Consider the following 19632-nt stretch of genomic DNA (forward strand, 5'->3'; position numbering starts at 1 on the left):
TAACCGGGGCCCTATCGGTGCCGCTGGCCGAACGTCCTGGCGCCGGACGCCGCGTACGGGTTCCCTTCCGTACACGGGCGTCCGCTAGGCGTGGTGGTGTACCGGCCCTCGGCGTGCGCTGACCGATGATTTCTCCGCGCCGTGCTGGTCAGTACGCCGAATACCGACTAGTACCGACTCACAGGAGGCTGACGCCATGCGGAAACTGACCTTCGGAATGAGCCTGAGCCTGGACGGCTACATCGCCGCGCCCGGCGACGACCTCGGCTGGGGCGTGCCGAGCGACGAGCTGTTCCAGTTCTGGTCGGACCGGGTGGAGGCTACCGGCCTGGCTCTGTACGGGCGCAGACTGTGGGAGACGATGAGCTCCCACTGGCCGACCGCCGACCAGCAGCCCGGAGCCACGCCGGCGCACAAGGAGTTCGCCCGCCGCTGGCGGGACATGCCCAAGGCGGTGTTCTCCTCCAAGATCGACACGGTCGACTGGAACGCCCGCCTGGTCACCGGCGACGCGGTCACCGAGATCACCCGCCTCAAGGCCGAGGACGGCGGCCCCATGGACATCGGCGGCCCCACACTCGCCGCGGCGGCCATGCGGGCCGGCCTGATCGACGAGTACGCGATCGTCACCCACCCGGTCCTGGTGGGCGGCGGCACCCCGTGCTTCCCGGCCCTGGACAACTGGGTGAACCTCACCCTCACGGAAACCCGGACCTTCCCCGGCGGCGTACTCCTGACCAGATACGAAACCAAGCGCTGAGCCCCTCGCCGTTGGGTACTGCGGTGTGCTGCCGGCCGGCCTCGCTCTCGGATCGCCGGACGGGTTCAAGGAGTGAGCAGGGCGGTGGGCTGGCTCATCAGTGTTACGGCGGCTTCGCAGATCGCCGCGGCAAGTTGCGGGGCGTGGCCGGCGGGCAGTGCTCCCGCGTTGATTCGCAGGTGGCGCTGGTTGCCGGGGGACAGGAAAAAGGGCTGTCCGGCCGCCAGCAGGAATCCTCGTTGCGCCGTGGCCTCGACCACCCGATCGGCGTCGCAGCCGCCCGGCAGGGTCACCCAGACGTGCAGCCCGTCGGTGTCGAGTTCGGGGACGAGAAGGTCGATGTCCCGGGAGGCGCCGGTGTGCCGGATGGCCTCGCGGACGGCGGCCCGGCGGCGCGCGTACTCCGTGCGGGCCGTCGCCAGGAGGTCGTCGATCTCGGGGTCGGTCAGCGCCGCCGCCAGCACGCGTTGCGAGGTCTGGGACGTCCACCCGTCGGCGAAGGACTTGGCCAACGTGAGCGGATGCCGGATCGGCTGCCTGGCGAGGGCCGCCGAAAGGCGGAGGTCGGGAGCGATGGACTTGGAGAAGGAACGGAGGTAGACGACGCGTTCCCGCAGTCTGGGATCGGTGTACAGCGAGCCCGCCCGGGACGACGCGGCCTCGGCGAACTGGTCGTCCTCGATGACCCATACGTCGGGGTGGGGGGTGAGGACGTCGGCCAGAGCGCGTCTGCGTTCGGCGGTCCAGCAGCAGCCGGTCGGGCTGTGCGCGCGGGGTGTGAACAGCACGGCCGAGACACCCGCGTCGATGGCGCCCCGCAGCCCCTCGACGGTCACCCCGGCCCCGTCCAAGGGCATGGGGACCAGGTTCAGCCCGTGGAACTCCAGGGTGTCCATGGCGGTTTGGTAACCGGGCTCCTCGACGCCGACCAGGACGGTTTCGCCGGGGGAGCGCCGCTGCAGCAGCCCGGCCAGCAGCGCCAGGAACTGCTGTGTGGAGCCGCCGATGAGCAGGTCGTCCGCCTCGGCGGTGATCCCGTCGTCGGCGAGCCGTCCGACGAGCGCCTCGGCCAGTTCCGGCTCGGTGCTCAGCGTCGCCGGGTACTCCAGGTTCTGAGCCTGCAGCCGGGCGGCGACGTCCCCGTACGCGCGCTTGACGACGGCCAGTGGCAACAGCAACGGGTCCGGGCCTCCGCGCGTGAGGTCCCGCGCGGAGGGATGGCTGCGCTTCAGCCGCGCCTCGGTCTGGGCGAGGACCTGGCGTCGCCAAGCACTCCCGCCGCGGGCGGGCGGCACGGTCTCACTCGCACGGGGAGTCGGTGCCGCCTGCGCGATCTCCGGGGTTTCGGTGATGAACGTGCCGCGGCCGGCCTCCCCGTGGACCAGTCCGAGTTCGGCCAGCCGGGTGTAGACGCTCATCACGGTCGTGACGCTGAGGCCGAGGTCGGTCGCCAGTTGCCGGACCGACGGCAGCCGCTCGCCGGGACGCAGTTCACCCGTCCGGATCGCCTGGGCCATCTCGTGTGCGGCCCGCTCGTAGAGCGGACGCCCGTTGCCTGACGAGTTGCGCAGGGCTGCTATCCGCTGTTGCACCTCAAGCATCACGCACACATTCTACCAGTACGCACTCACTCACGGTTGTAAGGACGAATCACCAGTGAGGTCCCTGGTTGCTCAAGGCCCGTAGGCGTAGGGCCTTTCGCACTACCGGCCTTTTACCTGCGGTGCTCGCGCTCGTTCGGCTGGCGCAGCGAGAGGGGCCTGTGCGCGGAGTGGGTGTACTCGAAACGTATTGACGGTGTTATGCAAGCATGGCACCGTGACCTCGGTTCTCACCGCCGTGCCGCCTGCCCGGTCGGCTCGGACGCCACCGCGTCCCCACGATGCGCGCGGCCGTACGGCGACCGTTCGCAGCACAGGAGGCGTCGCCCATGCAATCCCATCTGACCGCCACCGGGGACATCGTCCTCACCAGGTCTCTCAGCGAGATGCCCGCAGATGCCGGGTTCGCGGCGCTTCAGGAGGTGCTCGAAGCGTCCTCTTGCGTGCTGTCGAGCGTGGAACTGCCCTTCTCCGACCGGGGCCATCCCTCCGACCGCATCCTCAACTTCCGGGCGCGCCCGGAACTCGTCCACGAGCTGGCCGCCTTCAACCTGGGGGTTGCGACGCTCGCCAACAACCACAGCTCTGACTACGGCTGGGACGCCCTGCAAGACACCGTGCGGAGGTTGCGCTCGGCGGGGGTGACGCCGATCGGCGCGGGGGAGGATCTGGCGGCCGCCCAGGAGCCCGCCGTCCTGGAGATCGCGGGTCGTCGCGTCGGGATCCTCGCCTGGTCCTGCCTGCTTCCGCTGGGAGCCGCGGCGGGCCCGGCCAAGCCGGGCATTTCACCGGTACACGTGGACACCGAATGGGTGGTGAACGGGGAGTTTCAATTGGAGGAGCCGGGGGTGCCCCCGGTCGTGCGCACCCGGGTGCGCCCGGCCGACCACGAGCGGGTCATCGGCCGCGTGCGGGAACTGCGGGAACGCGTCGACGTCCTGGTCGTCACCGTCCACTGGGGTTTCGGCTTTGGAAGCGCGCGTGCCGAGTACCAGCAGGTCTTCGGGCACGCGCTCGTCGATGCTGGGGCCGACATCGTCCTCGGCCACCACGTGCACGCTCCGCAGGGCGTGGAGGTGTACCGGGACAGGGTCATCGTGTACAGCCCGGGGAACTTCGTCGCCCAGCAGCCGAGAGAGAACATCACCCCGGAGATCGAAGCGATCTACAACGCGTTCAGCAGGGACGCCTTCGTCACGGTCGCCGACCTGGCCGGCGACGTGCCTCGCGTGTCGCTGGTGCCGATCATGACGAGTGACCAGGGGCTCCCGGTCCTGCCCGGCCCCGCGGACACCCGTCGCATAGCGGATCGGCTGGCCCGCGAGTCTGCGCAGCTCGGCACGGTCGTGTCGTTCGACGGCGCCCGCCTGAACGTCACGGGCTGAGCCTCGTCCGCCGTGCCCGCCGTGCCCGCCGTGCCCGCCGGGGGTCGGGCACGGCGGACGGCCGCCCCGGCGTCACACGGTGTTCTGTTCAGAGCGTGCTGATTGTTATGCATACATCCTCTAGACACCAAGATGACAAGGGGTGTACGTTCAGCGGAACCTGCCGGTGAGAGCACCGGTGGACGTAGGGACCGTGTTGGTGAACGGGCCGACAGAACGGAGCCAGTAATGAATCTCGGGAGAGGACCGCTGAGCCGCCGTCGCTTCCTCGCCGCGGCCGGCCTCGCATCGGCCCTCGCGCTCACCGGCTGCGGCGGCGGCGAGGCGAAGGGCGCGGACGAGAAGTCGGTGGCGCTGGTCACCCCGCAGAAGGCGGGGGACGGCGGGCCGACCGACAACCTGGTCTCCGGACTGGCGACGCTGAAGGCGGCCGGTTATTCCACACGCCACGTCGCCGCGCCCGACCCCTCCTCGCACGAGTCGACGCTGCGCAACCTGGCTCAGTCGGGGACGCCCGTGATCGTCGTGTCGTTCTCGGACTTCACGCAGGTCCTCAAGACCGTGGCGCCCGACTTCCCCAAGACCAAGTTCGTGCACATCTACTCCGACCCGTACAAGCCCGAGATGCCGAACGTCCAGACGGTCTCCTTCGACACACAGGGCCCCTCGTATCTGGCCGGCGTGCTGGCCGCCACCGTGTCGAAGACGGGCGTCATCGGCTTCATCGGCGGAACCGCGATCCCCTCGCTGTACGCCGACTACCACGCGTTCGAGGCGGGAGCCAAGGCCACCCGCGCCGACATCGTCCTCAAGAGCGCGTTCGTCGGATCCTTCGGCGATCCGGTGAAGGGGCAGCAGATCGCCCAGACCATGTTCAACAACAAGGTCGATGTGGTGCTCGCCTACGCGGGCGGTTCCTCCGTCGGCGTCGTGAAAGCCGCCGACCAGGCCAAGACCCACGTCATCTACGACAACGTGGAAAGCGACCAGACCGCCGGCAGCGTGATCGCGATCGCGTCGCAGCACTATGGCGGCACCATGGCCAAGCGGGTGCGCGGCATCGACGACGGGAGCTGGAAGCCCGGCGGCACCGTGGCGGGGCTCGCTGACGACGGCACTTTCCTGGACCGTGCCAAGAAGTTCCGGGCCGAAGCCGGGGCCCCGGACCTGGACTCCGCGTTCAAGAAGGTCGACGAGACCAAGCAGAAGATCGTCGATGGCTCCATCGACGTCCCCTTCGACACCGATCCCGTCTGAGTCAGCCATGCAGGCCCCACCTGACGAGAACACGGAACATGCTCCGGCGGGCGCGCCGTCCCGCGCTGGAGCGGCCGTCGCCTGCCGGGACGTCTCGGTACGGTTCGGCGACTTCCGCGCCCTGGACGGCGTCAGCGGAACCTTCCCCCCGGGAAAGGTGCACGTCATCGTCGGTCAGAACGGCGCCGGCAAGACGACCTTCGCGCGGGTGCTGGCCGGGCTGGTCGAACCTTCCGGCGGCACCGTCCGGGTGGGAGAGCACCTGCTCACCGGAGGGAACGTCGCCGAGTCCAGGAGGCAGGGCGTCGAGCTGGTCCACCAGCACTTCGCGCTGCCCGCGGACTTCACCGTGGCCCAGGCGCTGGAGCTGTTCAACGATGAGAGCCGTCCCTTCGGCGGCTTCTCCAAGGCGCGGTTGCACCGCAGGGCACGGACCCTGCTGGAGCGCGGAGGCGCCGACGTCGCCGCGGACGCGGTGATCGGCAGGCTGCCGATCGAGACCATGCAGGCGGTCGAGATCGCCCGCGCGCTCGCCTCCGGCCCGCGTGTGCTGATCCTGGACGAACCGACGGCGGTACTGCCGCCCCCCGCGATGCGGGGGCTGTTCGGCCGGCTGCGCGAGCTGGCCGCGGCGGGGCTGTGCGTGATCGTGGTGCTGCACAAGCTGGACGAGGTGTTCGCCGTCGCCGACACCGTCACCGCGCTGCGGGCCGGCAGGCTCGTCCTGGAGCCCACGCCGATCGCCGACCTGTCGCCGGCGGAGCTGTCGCGGGCCATCATCGGCGACGCCCCGGTCAAGGAGGTGCCGTCGGTCGCGGAGCCCGCGCCGGACGCCCCGGCGGTGCTGAGCACCGCCCGGCTGACCGCGCGGTCCGGCTCGCATGACGCCGCCGCGACAGACGTATCGCTGGAGATCCGCGCGGGTGAGATCGTGGGCGTCGCCGGGGTCGAGGGCAACGGCCAGCGCAGCCTCGTCGAGGCGCTCGTCGGGATGTCGCCGCTCCGCGGCGGGACGGTGTCCCTCGGTGGCGCCGACGTCTCGAACGCCTCGGTGCGGCGCCGCCGCGACCACGGCCTGCGCGTCATCCCCTTCGAGCGCAACGTGGAAGGGGTCAGTCTCAGCAGTGCGCTGTGGGAGAACCACGCCGCCCCGCGGCGCGCCGGTGACGGCCCGCTGCTGAATCCGAGGGCGCTGCGCGAACGGTGCCGGGAGGCGTTGGACCGGTGGCGGGTCGCCTACCGGAGCGAGACGCAGCCGGCCGGGAACCTGTCCGGCGGCAACGTCCAGAAGACCGTGCTGGCGCGCGAGATCACCGGTGACGTGCGGCTCCTCATCGCAGCGCATCCGACGCGCGGGCTGGACATCGCCGCGGCCGGGGACGTCCGGGCGGCGCTGGTGGACGCGGCGGCGTCCGGTGCGGCCGTCCTCGTCGTCAGCGCGGACCTGGAGGAGATGTTCGAGGTGTGCCATCGCGTACTGGTGATGTTCGCCGGGCGGGTGGTGGCCGAGTTCGACCGGCCGTTCGACCTGGACCGGGTCGGTGGCGCGATGGTGAGGGGTGAGGGCGCGTGAGACAGCTGCCCAAGCTGGCCGCGGCCCGGCCCGTCGGGGTCATCGCCGCTTCGCTGCTGCTGGTCGTCGGGATCTTCGCCGTGTCCGGTTACGACGTGGGGGCGATCGTCGCGGGGACGGTCGACGGCAGCGTCGGCTCGGCGGCCGCGTGGACGCAGACGATCCGCTGGGCCATCCCGCTGCTCATCATCGCGCTCGGAGTCGGCCTCGCGTTCCAGGCGGGTTACTTCAACATCGGCGCCCAGGGCCAGATGTACGTCGGGGCGATCGGCTCCCTCGCGGTCGGCCTGGCGTGGCGGGACGGTCCGGCGCTCGTCGTGGTCCCGTGCGCCTTCGCCGTCGGGATCGCACTCGGTGCGTTGTGGTCGCTGGTGCCCGGCCTGTTGCGGACCCGCCTCGGCGCCGACGAGGTCGTGACCAGCCTGATGATGAACTTCATCGCGGTGCTGCTGCTGGAGTGGGTCTGCACGGGTCCCCTGAAGAGCCGCGACGGCACCGGCCAGGCCGCCACCACCGACCCGTTGCCGGCGGGCTTCCGGCTCAGCGACGGCAGCGGCGTCTCGCCGACGCTGCTGGTTCTGTGCGCTCTCCTGGTGGCCGGGGCCGTGATCTTGACCGGCCGCACGCGGCTGGGCCTGGAGATCCGCCTCGTGGGCCGCAATCCGGTGATGGCGCAGTGGATGGGCATCCGCGCTTCCAGGGTCGGCCTGGTGGTCTTCGCGCTGAGCGGCGCGGCGGCCGGGCTCGCGGGCGCCGTCGAGGCGTACGGCCCGTCGGGCGGACTGCGGGTCGGGTTCTCACCGCAGGTCGGCTTCATGGCGGTCATCGTGGCGCTGGTCGCCGCGTTCGGCCCGATCCGGACGCTGCTGGCCGCGGTGTTCTTCGGCGCGCTGCGCGCGGCCACGATCTACCTGCCGATCGTGAGCGACCTGCCGCAGGCGGGCCTCGACATGCTCAACGGGACGGTCGCGCTGTGGATCACCGTGTCCGCGGTGCCCGTCCTGCTGAAACGCCGGCGAGCGCGAGCCGCCGCCCGCGCCGGCGATCAATCCGGTGAGCCCGCTCGCCGCGATCGGGAGGTGGTGAGTTCTCGTGGTTGACTTCGTGGTGACCTGCCTGCAGGCGGCGACCCCCATCTGGCTTGCGGCGTTGGCCGGGATGTTCGCCCAGCGCAGCGGCATCCTGCACCTCGGGCTGGAGGGGCTGCTGCTCAGCGGTGCGTTCGTGGCGACCGCCACGGCCATCCGCACCGGTTCCATCCTCCTGGCCGTCGGTGCCGCCATCGTGGTGAACCTGCTGCTGTCCCTGCTGTTCTGGGTCCTGGTCACGCACTTCAAGGCGAACGTGCTCATCGTCGGGCTCGGCCTGTCGATGAGCGCCGCGGGGGCGACGGGCTTCGCGCTGGTGGCATTCTTCGACACCGAGGCCGCCATCCAGTCGCCCATCGGGCTCCCGCGCCCGCTGGCCGGGGTCGGGGGCCCGCTCGCGGGCCTGTCGGTGCTGACGTTCGCGGCGTTCGCGCTCACCTGGGTCTCCTGGTGGGTGATCCGGCGGACCCGGGCGGGCCTGCGGCTCAGCGCCTGCGGCAGCGACCCGTTCGCGGCGCGCAGCGCCGGGGTGCCGGTGGACCTCTACCGGATGGCGTCCCTGCAGGTCGGCGGGCTGCTGTGCGCGCTGGCCGGCGCGGAGCTGTCGCTGGCGCAGGTGCGTTCCTTCTCCGACAACATCGCGCAGGGACGCGGATACCTGGCCTTCGCGGCGGTCCTGCTCGGCGGGCTGGCCCCGATCGGGGTGTCGGTCGCGGCGGTGTTCTTCGGGTCCGCGCTGGCGTTCGGCATCCAGTCGCAGCTCGACTTCAACGACGTCCTGCCCCCGCAGTTCGTCCTGATGCTGCCCTACGCGGCGACCATCGCCGCCATCTCGGCGACGGTCGTGGTCAAGCGGCGCAGGGGAGAACAACCGACACTGGTGATGGAGCGAACACTGTGAGCCATGTCGTCCTCGCCGGGGCGCTCGACACCAAGGGCGCCGAGTACGCCTACGTCCGCGATCTCCTGGTGGAGGCGGGCCTGCGTCCACTGCTGGTCGATGTGGGCGTCCGAGGGGATCCGCAGACCAGGCCCGACGTGACCCGCGCGGAGGTGGCACGGGCGGCGGGCCGTGCCGTGGGCGAGATCGCCGGGCTTCCCACTCGCGGGGAGGCCCTGGCCGCCATGGCGGAAGGGGTGGCCGCCCTGCTGGGATCCCTGCGGGACACCGGCGAGGTGGACGCCGCCTTCGGCATGGGCGGCTCGGGAGCGCTGAGCGTGTTGGCCCCCGGCTTCCGGGCGCTGCCGCTGGGCGTGCCCAAGATGATCGTCACCACGATGGCCTCCGGGGACACCCGTCCACACGTGGGGGCCAGCGATCTGCTGCTGGTCCCCTCGATCGTGGACATCGCCGGGCTCAACACGTTGAGCCGCTTCGTCCTCGATCGGGCGGTGGCGATGCTGGGAGCCCAACTGGGCCGGCCGGTGCCGTCCGCCGCGGGTGGGGACGGAGCGCCGATGGTGGCCGCCAGCATGTTCGGGGTGACGACCGTCGGCGTGTCCCGCGCCTGCCGGACGCTGGAGGCGCGGGGCCTGGACGTGCTGGTGTTCCACGCCAACGGGCTCGGCGGCAGGACGCTGGAGTCGCTGGCCGCGGACGGATGGCTGTCCGGCGTGCTCGATCTCACCACCACGGAACTGGCCGACGACCTGGCCGGCGGCGTGGCGAGCGCGGGGCCGGACCGGCTGGCCGCCGCGGGCCGGCGGGGGATCCCGCAGGTCGTGTCCACCGGGGCGCTGGACATCGTCAACTTCGGCGCGCCCGAGACCGTACCGGAACCGTACCGGGAACGGCGGCTGTACCCGCACAACGCCACGGCGACGCTGATGCGCACCGATCCGCGGGAGGCGGCCGCGCTCGGCGAGCGGCTCGGCGCGAAGATGTCGGCCGCGCGCGGGCCGGTCGCGCTGCTGCTGCCCACCGGCGGGCTCTCCGCCCTGTCGGAGCCGGGCGGGGCGTTCCACTGGCCGGAGGCGGACGCGGCGCTCGAACGGGCCCTGCTGGACTCGCTGGCCCCGCACGTCGCCGTCGAGCGTTCCCCGGCGGCGCTGAACACGCCGGAGTTCGGCGAGCGGGCGGCGCGGCTGCTGCTGACCCTGTTGGCCAGTACATCAGCAGTACATTAACGCCACACAATAAGTAGACATTTGGCCATACATAGCAGTACGGTCATGGACCAGAAGAAGATCGACGAAGGAGAGGACGGGAAGTGCGCGACGACTGCGACGTCCTGATCGTCGGGGCCGGCCCCTCAGGCGCGGTCGCCGCGCAGGAGTTCGCCCGCGCCGGCATGCGGGTCACGTGCCTGGAGCAGGGCGACTGGCCCGACTACGAGAAGGCCCGCGCGGGCCACGCCGACTTCGAACTCACGTCCCGCAAGTACTGGAACTGGGACCCGAACCAGCGCCGTGCCGCCGGCGACTACCCCATCGACGACACCGAGTCGGACATCACCGCCCTGATGTACAACGGCGTGGGCGGCGGCACCGTCCTGTACGCGGCCCACTGGGAGCGCTTCCTCCCCTCGGACTTCCGCACCCGCACCATGGACGGCGTCGGCGACGACTGGCCCATCGGGTACTGGGACCTGGAGCCCTACTACGACGAGGTCGAACGACAGTTCGCCGTGAGCGGCCTTGAGGGCGACCCCGCGCTTCCCCCCACCACGCCGCCGCCGCTGCCGCCCGTGCCGCTCAACAAGCTCGGGCGGCGGGGCGCGGAGGCGCTGAACAAGCTCGGCTGGCACTGGTGGCCCGGCAGCAACGCCATCGCCACCGCCGACTACGGCCCGCTGCACGCGTGCGCGCAGCGGACCGCCTGCCCCTTCGGCTGCCCCACCGGTGCCAAGGCGTCCGCGGACCGCACCCACTGGCGGGCACTGGCCAAGGACCAGGTGCGCCTGACGGTACGGGCGACGGTCGAGCAGGTGCTCCTGGACGACCGGGGCCGCGCAACCGGCGTCACCTACCTCGACGCCGACGGCGTGCGGCATGAGATCCGCGCCGGGGTGGTGGTGCTGTGCGCCAACGCGATCGGCACGACACGCATCCTGCTCGCGTCGGCCGACGGGACCGGCGTCGCCAACTCCAGCGGCCTCGTCGGCAGGCGCCTGATGATGCACCCCTTCGGGAACGCGATCGGGATCTTCGACGAGGACCTGGAGTCCTGGCGCGGGCCGCTCGGCCAGTACCTGCACTCCCTGGAGTTCTACGAGAGCGACCGCTCGCGCGGTTTCGTGCGCGGTGCGAAGTGGAACCTGCTCCCTTCCGGCGCGCCGCTGTCCTTCATGCTGCCGGGGACCTGGGGCGACGAGCCCGTATGGGGCGCGAACTTCACCCGGCTGCTGCGTGAACGGCACGGCCATTCGGCGATCTGGGGTGTCATCTGCGAGGACCTGCCCGATCCCGCGAACCGGGTGCTGCTGGACGAGCAGGCCGCCGCGGACGGCGTCCCGGGGGTGCGGATCCAGTACCGCACGTCCGACAACAGCCGGGCCATGATGGCCTGGCACCTGGAGCGCCTGTCCGAGGTGCTCGACGCCATGGGGGCCAAGAAGAAGATCTTCAACCCGAACCTGCGCGGCACGGGGTGGCACCTGATGGGCACGGCCGTGATGGGCGAGGACCCGGACGCCTCCGTGGTGGACCCGCACGGCCGGTGCCACGACGTTCCCAACCTGTACGTCTTCGACGGCTCGGTGTTCCCGACGTCCTCGGGCGTGAACCCCACCGCGACCATCGCGGCCAACGCGCTGCGCTGCGCCCGGTCCCTGGTCGCCCACCGCCGCGACGTGGAGGTGCCCGCATGACGACCGCGAGGAAGGGCGAGGATCGGGGCACGACCGTGCCGCCGGACGCCCGCGCGCGGCTCGGACAGGTCGCGGACGCCATGATCGAGAGCGGCGCCGGGCTGCCGTCCGGGGCGCAGGCCGGCGTGCACACCGGCCTGCTCGACCAGGTGGTCAAGACGCGGCCCGACCTGGTCGCACCGCTGCTGAGGGCGCTCGACGAGCTGGGTCCCGACCCCGGCCTGGCGGCGGTCGAGCGGCTGGCCGAACGGCGACCGGAGCTGTACGAGGCGCTCGCGCTGGTCGTCGCGGGCGGCTACCTGATGTCCTCGCGCGTCACCGCGCCGCTCAAGTACCGCTTCGCCGAGATCAAGATCGTCGATCCGCGGGACATCGCGGTCGTCGTCGAGGAGGGCCTCCTCGACGCGGTCGCCGAGCGCACGCCCTTCTACCGGCTGCCCCCGGACGCTCCGCCGGAGCACCGCCCGTGAACGGGCACCGGCACCGGCCGGGTGAACCCGCAGCCTGTCCCACACCCACTTGGAGGTAACGGCCATGAGCCGCCAGCATCACGTCCCTCTTTTCCGCGAGCGGGTCCGGTCCGGCCGGGCCCTCATCGGCGCGGGCGCCGGCACCGGGCTGTCCGCCAAGTGCGCGGAAGAGGCCGGCGTCGACTTCATCGTCATCTACAACGCGGGCAGGTTCCGGATGGCCGGGCGCGGGTCGATGGCCGGAATGATGCCGTACGGCAACGCCAACGACATCGTCGTCGAGATGTCCGCCGAGGTCCTGCCGGTCGTGAGCCGGACGCCCGTGCTGGCGGGCGTCTGTGCCACCGACCCCTTCAAGAACATCCCGCTGTTCCTGGGGCGCCTCAAGGAACTCGGGTTCGCCGGGGTGCAGAACTTCCCGTCGGTCTGCCTCCTGGACGGCAGCGTGCGGGCGGACCTGGAGGCCACCGGTTACGGCTTCGACAAGGAGGTGGAGATGGTCCGCACCGCCCGCGAGATGGACATGCTCACCGCCACCTACGTGCGCACCGAGGACGAGGCGCGCGACATGGCCGCCGCCGGCGCCGACGTCGTCGTCGCGCACGTCGGTCTGACGACCGCCGGGATGATCGGCTCCACGTCCCCGATGTCGCTGGCGGACGCCGCGGCCCGGACCGCGCAGATCCACGACGCGGCCAAGGCCGCCCGCGAGGACGTGTTCGTCGTGTGCCACGGCGGTCCCATCGCCACCCCGGATGACGCCCAGGAGGTGCTGCGGATGGTTCCCGGCGCCGTCGGCTTCCTCGGCGCCTCCAGTATGGAGCGCCTCCCGGCGGAGATCGCCCTCGTCGACACCATGCGGCGCTTCACCGAGGTGTCCATCACTCCCACCGACGACGGCTCGCAGCGGACGGAGGCACTGGCGTGAAGCTCTTCCGCACCGCGGACCTGCTCCAGGACCCGACGCCCGTACCTTCGCCGGAGCGGTTCACCGGCGCCGCGTTCAGCTCCGACATCCACGGCGGGCCCACCAGCAAGGCGACCACCGCGCTGATCCGGCTCGATCCGGGCGTGCGCGGCCATTGGCACATCCACGCGGACGGCCAGGTCATCCACGTCGTGTCGGGATCCGGCTTCGTCGGACGCCGTGACGAGGAGCCGCTCCAGGTGACGGCGGGCGACACCGTGTGGATCGAGCCGGGCGAAGAGCACTGGCACGGCGCCTCCGGCGAGGGACTGGCCCAGCTGGCCTTCTCGTTCGGCGCCATCACCTGGCTGGAGCCGAGCACATGACCACCCCGTCCGCACCGTCCTACGAGGAGATCGCCGAGGCGGTGCTCGACACCGCCTCCCGGCCGCTCCCCGAGGACGTGGCCGCGGCCGCGCGCCGGACGCTGTTCAACGTGCTGGCCGTGGCCCTGGGGGCGGCCGAATCCCTCCAGGTCATCCGGCTGGCCGCCGCGCTGGCGGGGTCCGGCATCCCCGCCGCTCCCGGAGTGCGCGGAACCGCGAGTCCCGCCGACGCGGCGCTGCTCACCGGCTTCGCCGGGCACCTGGACGACTTCGACGACACCCACCTGGTGACGGTCATCCACCCCGGGGCGAGCGTCCTCGGTGCGGCGTGGGCGGCGGGCTGGACCGCGGACGCGTCCGGGAGCGACCTGCTGGCGGCCTTCGCCCTCGGCTGCGAGGTGCAGCTGCGGCTCGGCCTGGCGGTCAGCCCGGAGCACTACGACCGGGGCTGGCACATCACCGGGACCTGCGGGGTCGTCGGAGCCGCGGTCACCGCGGCCCTGCTCGGCGCACTCGACCGCGGCCGGATCTCGGCCGCGCTTCGCCTGGCGTCCCTGCAGACACTCGGCCACCGGGAGGCGTTCGGCACCGAGGTCAAGCCGTACCACGCCGGCAAGGCCGCCGCGGGCGGGCTGCTGGCCGCCGCGGAGGCCGCCCGCGGCCGGTTCACCGCTGACGCCGCGGCCGTCCTGCCCGACATCGGCGGACTGCTGCGGGCCCTCGCGCCCGGAGACCGATCACCCGGCCGTCTCCTCGGGGGGTTCGGAACGCGGTGGGAGCTGACCGACAACACCTTCAAGCCCTATCCGTGCGGCATCGTCGCGCATCCCGGCATCGACGCGGCCGTGCGGGCGCACGAGCGCGGCGTCGCCGCCGCGGACGTCGTCCGGATCCGCTACCGCTGCCATCCGCTGGTCCCGGAGCTGATGGGACGGCTCGACCCGCGCACCGGTCTGCAGGCGCGCTTCTCGGCGGTGCACGGGGTGGCGGCGGGCCTGGTCCGCGGCACCGGCGGGCTCGCCGAGTTCAGTGACGCGGCGGTGGCCGATCCGGCGCTGGCCGGGCTGCGCGCGCGCGTCGAACTGTGCCCGGAACCGCGCATGCCACGGGACTCGGCCGTGCTGGAGATCCACACCGCCGGCGGAGGCACCGTCGAGTCGGTCGTCGAGCACGCGCGGGGCAGCCTGCTACGCCCGCTGACCGACGAGGAGCTCATCGCCAAGGCCGAGGCTCTCGCGCCCGGCCGGGCGGAACCGATCTGGGACGCGGTCACTCACCTGACACGGGACGACGGACCACGGACCATCCAGGCGCTCCTAGAGGAATCGCGACGGAAGGCGGCGGCCCGATGACGACGGAGACGACCGCGCGCGTTGCGGACTTCGTCGCCGGGGCGCCCGTCGCCCCCGCGGCGGTCGCCGCGGCCACCGTCCTGTGCGAGAACCTCCACGAACTGGAGGCCGCTGCCGGGCGAGACCAGCGGGCGGCCGTCGCCTACTGGGTGGCCTGTGCTCTCCTGCACCACGCGGGGGGCGACGGACCCTCAGTGGTGGAGAACCTGGCCGTCGGGCTGGAGCCCGCCCTGCGGGTGTACGACTCACTGGACGGTCACATCGAGGGCGGCTGGGACCCGGTGTGCGCGGCGGTGCTCGTAGGCTCCGCCTCGGCCGCCGCCCGCCACGACGGCTTGGACGGGGAGGCCGCGCTCCGTGCGCTCGGCATCGCCGTCACCCAGGCGTCCGGACTCGAGACGCTGTCCGGCACCTTGCTGGGAACGTTCCAGCGGCGGATGGCCGCCCGCAACGGGCTGGAAGCCGCCCGGCTGGCCGGTGCGGGCATGACCGCTCCCGCCACCGGTCTGGAGGGCAGGCGCGGACTGTACGCGCTGATGGCGCCCACCGCGGATCCGGCCGCCGCGGCCGACCGGCTCGGCCGGCGGTGGCTCGTCACCGCACTGCCGACCGCACCCGGACGGGGCCCGGCGGCCGGCCGCGGGGAGCGAAGGCCGGGCTCGCTCCAGCACGCGACGGAGGCACTGGCATGACGGCCCTCGCCACGCTGGCCGACCGGCTGCGGCCGGAGCGGACGGCGCTGATCCTCATCGACCTGTCCAACGACTTCGTGCATCCGGAAGGCAAGGCCGTCACCGTCGGTGGCCGGGACGTGAGCCACGCCCAGCGGATCCTGCCGGTGGTCGCCGAGCTCGCCGACGCGGCCCGCAAGGCCGGGGCGGTCGTGATCCACAGCCAGCACACCACGCTGCTGGGCGGCGCCAGTGACTCGCCGGTGTGGCGGGACGCGCGCTCACGCGCCGCGTACTCCGCTCCGGACATCTGCCTGGACGGTTCCTGGGGGCAGCGGATCGTCGAAGAGGTCGAGCCACGGCCCGGAGACCACATCGTCAAGAAATACCGCTACGGCGGCTTCACCGGGACGAACCTGGAACTGGTCCTACGCAGCCTGGGACGCGACAGCGTCCTGTGCTGCGGCGTGTCCACGAACGTGTGCGTAGATACCACCGCCCGCGAGGCGTTCTCCCGCGACTTCTACGTCACGATCGCCGCCGACGCATGCGCGTCCTGGGACATGGACCTGCACGCCGCGGCGCTCCGCACCGCCGAGAGCCGGTTCGCCGTTGTCGCGGCGACCCGCGACGTCCTTGCCGCCTGGGCCTGAACGAACCGACGAGGAACCCACATGATCGCAGAAATGCGCTACTACACCATCACGCCCGGCCACACCGAGGCGCTGTTCGACCAGTTCGTCAACACGAGCCTGCCGCTGTTCGCCAAGCACGGCATCACCGCGCACGGCCCCTGGCTGCGGCGGCTGACCAAGGGCGAACAACTCGTCTACGTCCTGGAATTCACCGACGAGCAGGACCGTGAGACCCGCTGGACGGCGTTCCGCGAGGACCCCGAATGGCAGGCGGTCGTCGCGGCCGGCCAGGGACAGGTCCCGCACATCGCGGGCAGCGAGATCGTGGAGATGAGCCGATGAGCACCCAGGCGACCGCCGTCCGCGTCCATGGTCACCACATCGCCGGGGAACGGGTGGACGGCCCGCTCCTGGACCGGCGGGCCCCGGCTTCGAACCAGGTCGTGGCCTGCTACGCCGCCGGCACGGCGGAGAACGTGGACGCCGCCGCCCGCGCCGCCGCCGAGGCGTTCGCCTCCGCGGACTGGCGGCGCACCCCCGCGATGGCCCGCGCCGGGCTGCTGGAGAACCTGGCCGCGCTCCTGGAACGCGACGCCGGCCGGCTCGCCGCACTCGACTCCGAGGAGGTCGGGAAGCCGCTGCGGTTCGCGCGCGGGGACGTCGACCTGGGCATCGCGCACGTCCGGCAGGCCGCGGCGCTCGCGCGGACGTCGAAGGGCGAGTCCTACACCGGCCTGGCCCCCGCCTACACCGCGCTCGCGACCCGGGAACCGGTCGGGGTCGCCGCGCTGATCATTCCCTGGAACTTCCCGGCGCTCATCCTGCTGCAGAAGCTCCCCTACGCCCTGGCCGCCGGATGCACCGTGGTGGCCAAGCCGTCGGAGTTCACCTCCGGCAGCGCACTGGAGATCGCCGCCCTGTGCGAGGAGGCCGGAATCCCGCCCGGGGTGGTGAACGTCGTGACCGGCACGGGCCCGGACGCGGGGCTCCCCATGGTGACCCACCCGCTGATCTCCTACGTGTCGTTCACCGGGTCCACGAGGGTCGGCCGCGAGGTGATGCGCGCGGCCGCCGGCTCCCTCACCCGGGTCGGCCTGGAGCTGGGCGGCAAGACAGGCAACGTGGTCTTCGCCGACGCCGACCTGGAGACGGCGGCCGACGGCATCGTCTTCGCGGCCTTCGCCAACCAGGGCGAGTCGTGCGTCGCCAGCTCGCGCCTGCTCGTGGACGAGACCGTCGCCGAGGAGTTCACCGCCGCCGTCGTCGACCGGGCGTCCGCGCTGCGGGTCGGGATGCCCGACGACCCCCGCGCGGACATCGGGGCGCTCATCCACCACGAGCACCGGGACCGGGTGCACGCCGCCGTGCTCGCCGGGGCGGACGCCGGCGGGAAGGTGCTCACCGGAGGGAGCCCGCCCGGCGATCCCGACCTGGAAGCGGGCGCCTTCTACCCGCCGACCGTGATCGCTTCCGTGGGGCGGGAGTCACCGGTGTTCCAGAAGGAGATCTTCGGACCCGTCCTGTCGGTGACCACCTTCCGTTCCGAGCGGGAGGCCGTCGAGTTGGCGAACGCCACCGACTACGGCCTCGCCCAGTCCGTGTGGACCACGAACCTCGACCGCGCCTTCGCGGTCAGCCGTGACCTGGAGGCCGGCACCGTATGGGTGAACACCGCCACAGACGGGTCTCCGGCGCTGGCGTTCGGCGGCGTGAAGGCGTCCGGCTTCGGGCGCGAGGCCGGCGAGGAGGGGCTGCGGGAGTTCACCGAGTACAAGACGGTGCAGTTCCGCGGCGAGCCCCGGGTGAGCCCCTTCGCCAGGACGGAGCCGACCCGGTGAGCCTCGTCGTCGACCTGCCGGCGGCCGCCACCGGCCCCGGCTCCACCTCCTTGGGAGCGCAGCGGACATGACGGAGAGCATCGGCTTCATCGGCCTCGGCGCGATGGGCCTGGGAATGGCCGCCAACCTCGTCAAGGGCGGCCACGACGTGCACGGCTACGATCCTTCGCCGGAACGCCGTGAGAAGGCCGCCGAGGCGGGCGTCCGACTGGTGGACTCCCCGCTGGATGCGGCGAAGGCGTCCTCCGGCGTGGTCATCTCCGTGGTACGGGACGCCGCGCAGACGCGCGAGGTCCTGCTCGGCGAGCAGGGCGTCGCCCGCGCGGACCGCCCGGTCACCGCCGTCGTGGCCAGCACCCTCGACCCGTCCACGATGAAGGCGCTGGCGGCCGAACTCGGCGGGCACGGCGTGACCGCCGTCGACACGACGATGTCCGGCGGCCCCTGGGGAGCCGAGGCGGGCACCCTGACGCTGATGGTGTCCGCCCCGGCCGAGGTGTTCGGGCGGCTCCGCCCGCTGCTGGACCTGATGGGCCGCAACATCTTCCACGTCGGCGAGGACGTGGGCACGGCGCAGGCGGCCAAGCTCGCCGTGCAGCTCACCTTCGGCATCAACATGATGGGCGTGTTCGAGGCGATCCGGCTGGCCGACGAGTACGGCGTCGACGAAGGCCGGCTGATGGAGATGCTGTCGGTCAGCGTGGGCGGCAGCTGGGTCGTCGACAACTGGCGGCGCGTCAAGCCCTGGTGGGAGCACTACGTGCCGGGCGAGGACCTCGACATCCTCCTGAAGGACATGCGGTCGGTGCAGCGCGAAGCGGACGAGGGCGACTTCCCCATGCCCGTCACGGCGCTGTCGTTCCAGCTCATGCGGCACGTGTGGCCGGCATGGGCCGCGCTGAAGGACGCGCGGGCCGGGGAGGCGCGGGAATGACCACGGTGACCGCCCCCGACGGCACCCGCCTGGCGGTCGAGGTCGAAGGCTCCGGACCGCCACTGCTCTTCCTGCACGAGGTGGCCGGTGACCTGCACGACTGGCGGGCACAGGCGGCTCATTTCGCCGACCGGTACACCTGCGTCCGCTACAACGCGCGCGGCTACCCCCCGTCCGACGTCCCCGCGGACCCGGACCGCTACGGGCAGCACATCGCCGTCCGGGACGCGCTCGCCGTCCTGGACGGGCTCGGCCTCGACGCGGCCCACGTCGTCGGTTCGTCGATGGGCGGCTTCTGCGCCGTCCACCTGATGCTGGAGCACCCGGAGCGCTGCCTCAGCGCCACGGTGGCCGGGGCAGGGTACGGCTCGGCCCCCCACCAGCGGACCGGGTTCACCGAGGAGGCGCGCACCGCCGCCCGCATGTTCCGGGAAGACGTGCGGGCCGCCGCGGACGCCTACCAGAACGGCCCCACCCGCGTGCAGTACCGGCTCAAGGACCCGGACGGGTGGCGTTCGTTCGGCGACCGGCTGGCTCGCCGCGACCCGATCGGGATGTCCTTGACGTTCTCCCAGGTCCTGGCGGAACGCCCCTCGCTGTACGACCTGCGGGACCGCCTGGCGGCCACGCGAACCCCGGTACTGCTGGTCGTCGGCGACGAGGACGACGGCTGCCTCGACGTCAAGATCATGCTCAAGCGGACCATCCCCGGTGCCGCCCTGGCGGTGCTGCCGCGCACCGGCCACACCCTCAACCTGGAAGAGCCCGCGGCGTTCAACGCGGTGCTCGAGGACTTCCTCGACAAGGTCACCGGCGGCCGATGGGCGCCGAGGGACCCCGCCACCCTGGGCAGGGGCCTCGTCGGCATGACCCCCGGGCCGTCCGAAACGAAGGAGTCTCAATGAGGATGTCAAGCCGCCTGCGTGACCGGCTGGGTGGGGGTGAACAGTCGCCCGTCACGCAGCA

Annotated in this window: 19 protein-coding genes; 18 read left to right on the forward strand and 1 reads right to left on the reverse strand. The window is 72.1% G+C overall.

Annotation, left to right across the window (positions count from 1 at the left end; translation table 11 throughout):
- Window positions 1–196 precede the first annotated feature (196 nt).
- Window positions 197–760: a dihydrofolate reductase family protein gene (locus IEZ03_RS30435; RefSeq protein WP_184879665.1), complete on the forward strand. Its 564-nt coding sequence runs from the start codon at window positions 197–199 to the stop codon at window positions 758–760.
- A gap of 65 nt (window positions 761–825) precedes the next feature.
- On the opposite strand, the gene IEZ03_RS30440 is transcribed toward IEZ03_RS30435, so the two are convergent.
- On the reverse strand, window positions 826–2361 hold the full coding sequence (locus IEZ03_RS30440; protein ID WP_194506014.1) for an aminotransferase-like domain-containing protein: 1536 nt from the start codon (window positions 2359–2361) through the stop codon (window positions 826–828).
- Between the two features lie 329 nt (window positions 2362–2690).
- Here IEZ03_RS30440 and IEZ03_RS30445 point away from each other — a divergent pair, with 329 nt between their 5' ends.
- The 17 genes from IEZ03_RS30445 to IEZ03_RS30525 all read left to right on the forward strand — a co-directional run bounded on the left by IEZ03_RS30445 (window position 2691) and on the right by IEZ03_RS30525 (window position 19571).
- Window positions 2691–3746 carry a CapA family protein gene (locus IEZ03_RS30445; RefSeq protein WP_184879669.1) on the forward strand — a complete coding sequence of 352 codons (1056 nt, stop codon included), beginning with the start codon at window positions 2691–2693 and terminating at the stop codon, window positions 3744–3746.
- A 228-nt stretch (window positions 3747–3974) separates the two neighbouring features.
- On the forward strand, window positions 3975–5003 hold the full coding sequence (locus tag IEZ03_RS30450) for a BMP family ABC transporter substrate-binding protein (protein ID WP_184879671.1): 1029 nt from the start codon (window positions 3975–3977) through the stop codon (window positions 5001–5003).
- Window positions 5004–5010: 7 nt separating this feature from the next.
- The gene (locus tag IEZ03_RS30455) at window positions 5011–6576 is read left to right on the forward strand and encodes an ABC transporter ATP-binding protein (protein ID WP_184879673.1); all 1566 of its coding nucleotides are present in this window, start codon (window positions 5011–5013) and stop codon (window positions 6574–6576) included.
- Complete coding sequence (locus IEZ03_RS30460) at window positions 6573–7676, forward strand: ABC transporter permease (protein WP_184879675.1); 1104 nt, start codon at window positions 6573–6575, stop codon at window positions 7674–7676. The genes IEZ03_RS30455 and IEZ03_RS30460 overlap by 4 nt, the downstream gene beginning before the upstream one ends.
- Complete coding sequence (locus IEZ03_RS30465; RefSeq protein WP_184879677.1) at window positions 7669–8565, forward strand: ABC transporter permease; 897 nt, start codon at window positions 7669–7671, stop codon at window positions 8563–8565. Before IEZ03_RS30460 ends, IEZ03_RS30465 begins: the two co-directional genes overlap by 8 nt.
- Window positions 8562–9791, forward strand: a complete 1230-nt coding sequence (locus tag IEZ03_RS30470) for a Tm-1-like ATP-binding domain-containing protein (RefSeq protein WP_184879679.1) — start codon at window positions 8562–8564, stop codon at window positions 9789–9791. The genes IEZ03_RS30465 and IEZ03_RS30470 overlap by 4 nt, the downstream gene beginning before the upstream one ends.
- Before the next feature lie 83 nt (window positions 9792–9874).
- Window positions 9875–11473 (forward strand): GMC family oxidoreductase, encoded by a 1599-nt coding sequence (locus IEZ03_RS30475; RefSeq protein ID WP_221480535.1) that lies wholly within the window; start codon window positions 9875–9877, stop codon window positions 11471–11473.
- Window positions 11470–11943 (forward strand): hypothetical protein, encoded by a 474-nt coding sequence (locus IEZ03_RS30480; protein WP_184879681.1) that lies wholly within the window; start codon window positions 11470–11472, stop codon window positions 11941–11943. The genes IEZ03_RS30475 and IEZ03_RS30480 overlap by 4 nt, the downstream gene beginning before the upstream one ends.
- A gap of 64 nt (window positions 11944–12007) precedes the next feature.
- Complete coding sequence (locus tag IEZ03_RS30485; protein ID WP_184879683.1) at window positions 12008–12871, forward strand: phosphoenolpyruvate hydrolase family protein; 864 nt, start codon at window positions 12008–12010, stop codon at window positions 12869–12871.
- Entirely contained in the window at window positions 12868–13236 is a 369-nt protein-coding gene (locus tag IEZ03_RS30490) for a cupin domain-containing protein (RefSeq protein ID WP_184879685.1), read from the forward strand. The genes IEZ03_RS30485 and IEZ03_RS30490 overlap by 4 nt, the downstream gene beginning before the upstream one ends.
- The gene (locus IEZ03_RS30495; RefSeq protein WP_184879687.1) at window positions 13233–14588 is read left to right on the forward strand and encodes an MmgE/PrpD family protein; all 1356 of its coding nucleotides are present in this window, start codon (window positions 13233–13235) and stop codon (window positions 14586–14588) included. The genes IEZ03_RS30490 and IEZ03_RS30495 overlap by 4 nt, the downstream gene beginning before the upstream one ends.
- The gene (locus IEZ03_RS30500; RefSeq protein ID WP_184879689.1) at window positions 14585–15280 is read left to right on the forward strand and encodes an MmgE/PrpD family protein; all 696 of its coding nucleotides are present in this window, start codon (window positions 14585–14587) and stop codon (window positions 15278–15280) included. Before IEZ03_RS30495 ends, IEZ03_RS30500 begins: the two co-directional genes overlap by 4 nt.
- Window positions 15277–15912: a cysteine hydrolase family protein gene (locus tag IEZ03_RS30505; protein ID WP_184879691.1), complete on the forward strand. Its 636-nt coding sequence runs from the start codon at window positions 15277–15279 to the stop codon at window positions 15910–15912. The genes IEZ03_RS30500 and IEZ03_RS30505 overlap by 4 nt, the downstream gene beginning before the upstream one ends.
- A gap of 21 nt (window positions 15913–15933) precedes the next feature.
- On the forward strand, window positions 15934–16236 hold the full coding sequence (locus tag IEZ03_RS30510) for an NIPSNAP family protein (RefSeq protein WP_132044200.1): 303 nt from the start codon (window positions 15934–15936) through the stop codon (window positions 16234–16236).
- Window positions 16233–17732 (forward strand): aldehyde dehydrogenase family protein, encoded by a 1500-nt coding sequence (locus IEZ03_RS30515; RefSeq protein ID WP_184879693.1) that lies wholly within the window; start codon window positions 16233–16235, stop codon window positions 17730–17732. Before IEZ03_RS30510 ends, IEZ03_RS30515 begins: the two co-directional genes overlap by 4 nt.
- A gap of 67 nt (window positions 17733–17799) precedes the next feature.
- Entirely contained in the window at window positions 17800–18666 is an 867-nt protein-coding gene (locus tag IEZ03_RS30520; RefSeq protein ID WP_184879695.1) for an NAD(P)-dependent oxidoreductase, read from the forward strand.
- On the forward strand, window positions 18663–19571 hold the full coding sequence (locus IEZ03_RS30525) for an alpha/beta fold hydrolase (RefSeq protein ID WP_184879697.1): 909 nt from the start codon (window positions 18663–18665) through the stop codon (window positions 19569–19571). The genes IEZ03_RS30520 and IEZ03_RS30525 overlap by 4 nt, the downstream gene beginning before the upstream one ends.
- Window positions 19572–19632: the final 61 nt, after the last annotated feature.

It is taken from the genome of Actinomadura livida (genome assembly GCF_014648675.1).
GTDB lineage: Bacteria > Actinomycetota > Actinomycetes > Streptosporangiales > Streptosporangiaceae > Spirillospora > Spirillospora livida.

Excerpts from the sequence above, each read along its gene's own strand:
- IEZ03_RS30435 (WP_184879665.1), top strand. The coding sequence starts at position 197 with ATGCGGAAACTGACCTTCGGAATGAGCCTGAGCCTGGACGGCTACATC.
- IEZ03_RS30440 (WP_194506014.1), bottom strand. The coding sequence starts at position 2,361 with ATGCTTGAGGTGCAACAGCGGATAGCAGCCCTGCGCAACTCGTCAGGC.
- IEZ03_RS30445 (WP_184879669.1), top strand. The coding sequence starts at position 2,691 with ATGCAATCCCATCTGACCGCCACCGGGGACATCGTCCTCACCAGGTCT.
- IEZ03_RS30450 (WP_184879671.1), top strand. The coding sequence starts at position 3,975 with ATGAATCTCGGGAGAGGACCGCTGAGCCGCCGTCGCTTCCTCGCCGCG.
- IEZ03_RS30455 (WP_184879673.1), top strand. The coding sequence starts at position 5,011 with ATGCAGGCCCCACCTGACGAGAACACGGAACATGCTCCGGCGGGCGCG.
- IEZ03_RS30480 (WP_184879681.1), top strand. The coding sequence starts at position 11,470 with ATGACGACCGCGAGGAAGGGCGAGGATCGGGGCACGACCGTGCCGCCG.
- IEZ03_RS30485 (WP_184879683.1), top strand. The coding sequence starts at position 12,008 with ATGAGCCGCCAGCATCACGTCCCTCTTTTCCGCGAGCGGGTCCGGTCC.
- IEZ03_RS30495 (WP_184879687.1), top strand. The coding sequence starts at position 13,233 with ATGACCACCCCGTCCGCACCGTCCTACGAGGAGATCGCCGAGGCGGTG.
- IEZ03_RS30500 (WP_184879689.1), top strand. The coding sequence starts at position 14,585 with ATGACGACGGAGACGACCGCGCGCGTTGCGGACTTCGTCGCCGGGGCG.
- IEZ03_RS30505 (WP_184879691.1), top strand. The coding sequence starts at position 15,277 with ATGACGGCCCTCGCCACGCTGGCCGACCGGCTGCGGCCGGAGCGGACG.
- IEZ03_RS30510 (WP_132044200.1), top strand. The coding sequence starts at position 15,934 with ATGATCGCAGAAATGCGCTACTACACCATCACGCCCGGCCACACCGAG.
- IEZ03_RS30515 (WP_184879693.1), top strand. The coding sequence starts at position 16,233 with ATGAGCACCCAGGCGACCGCCGTCCGCGTCCATGGTCACCACATCGCC.
- IEZ03_RS30520 (WP_184879695.1), top strand. The coding sequence starts at position 17,800 with ATGACGGAGAGCATCGGCTTCATCGGCCTCGGCGCGATGGGCCTGGGA.
- IEZ03_RS30525 (WP_184879697.1), top strand. The coding sequence starts at position 18,663 with ATGACCACGGTGACCGCCCCCGACGGCACCCGCCTGGCGGTCGAGGTC.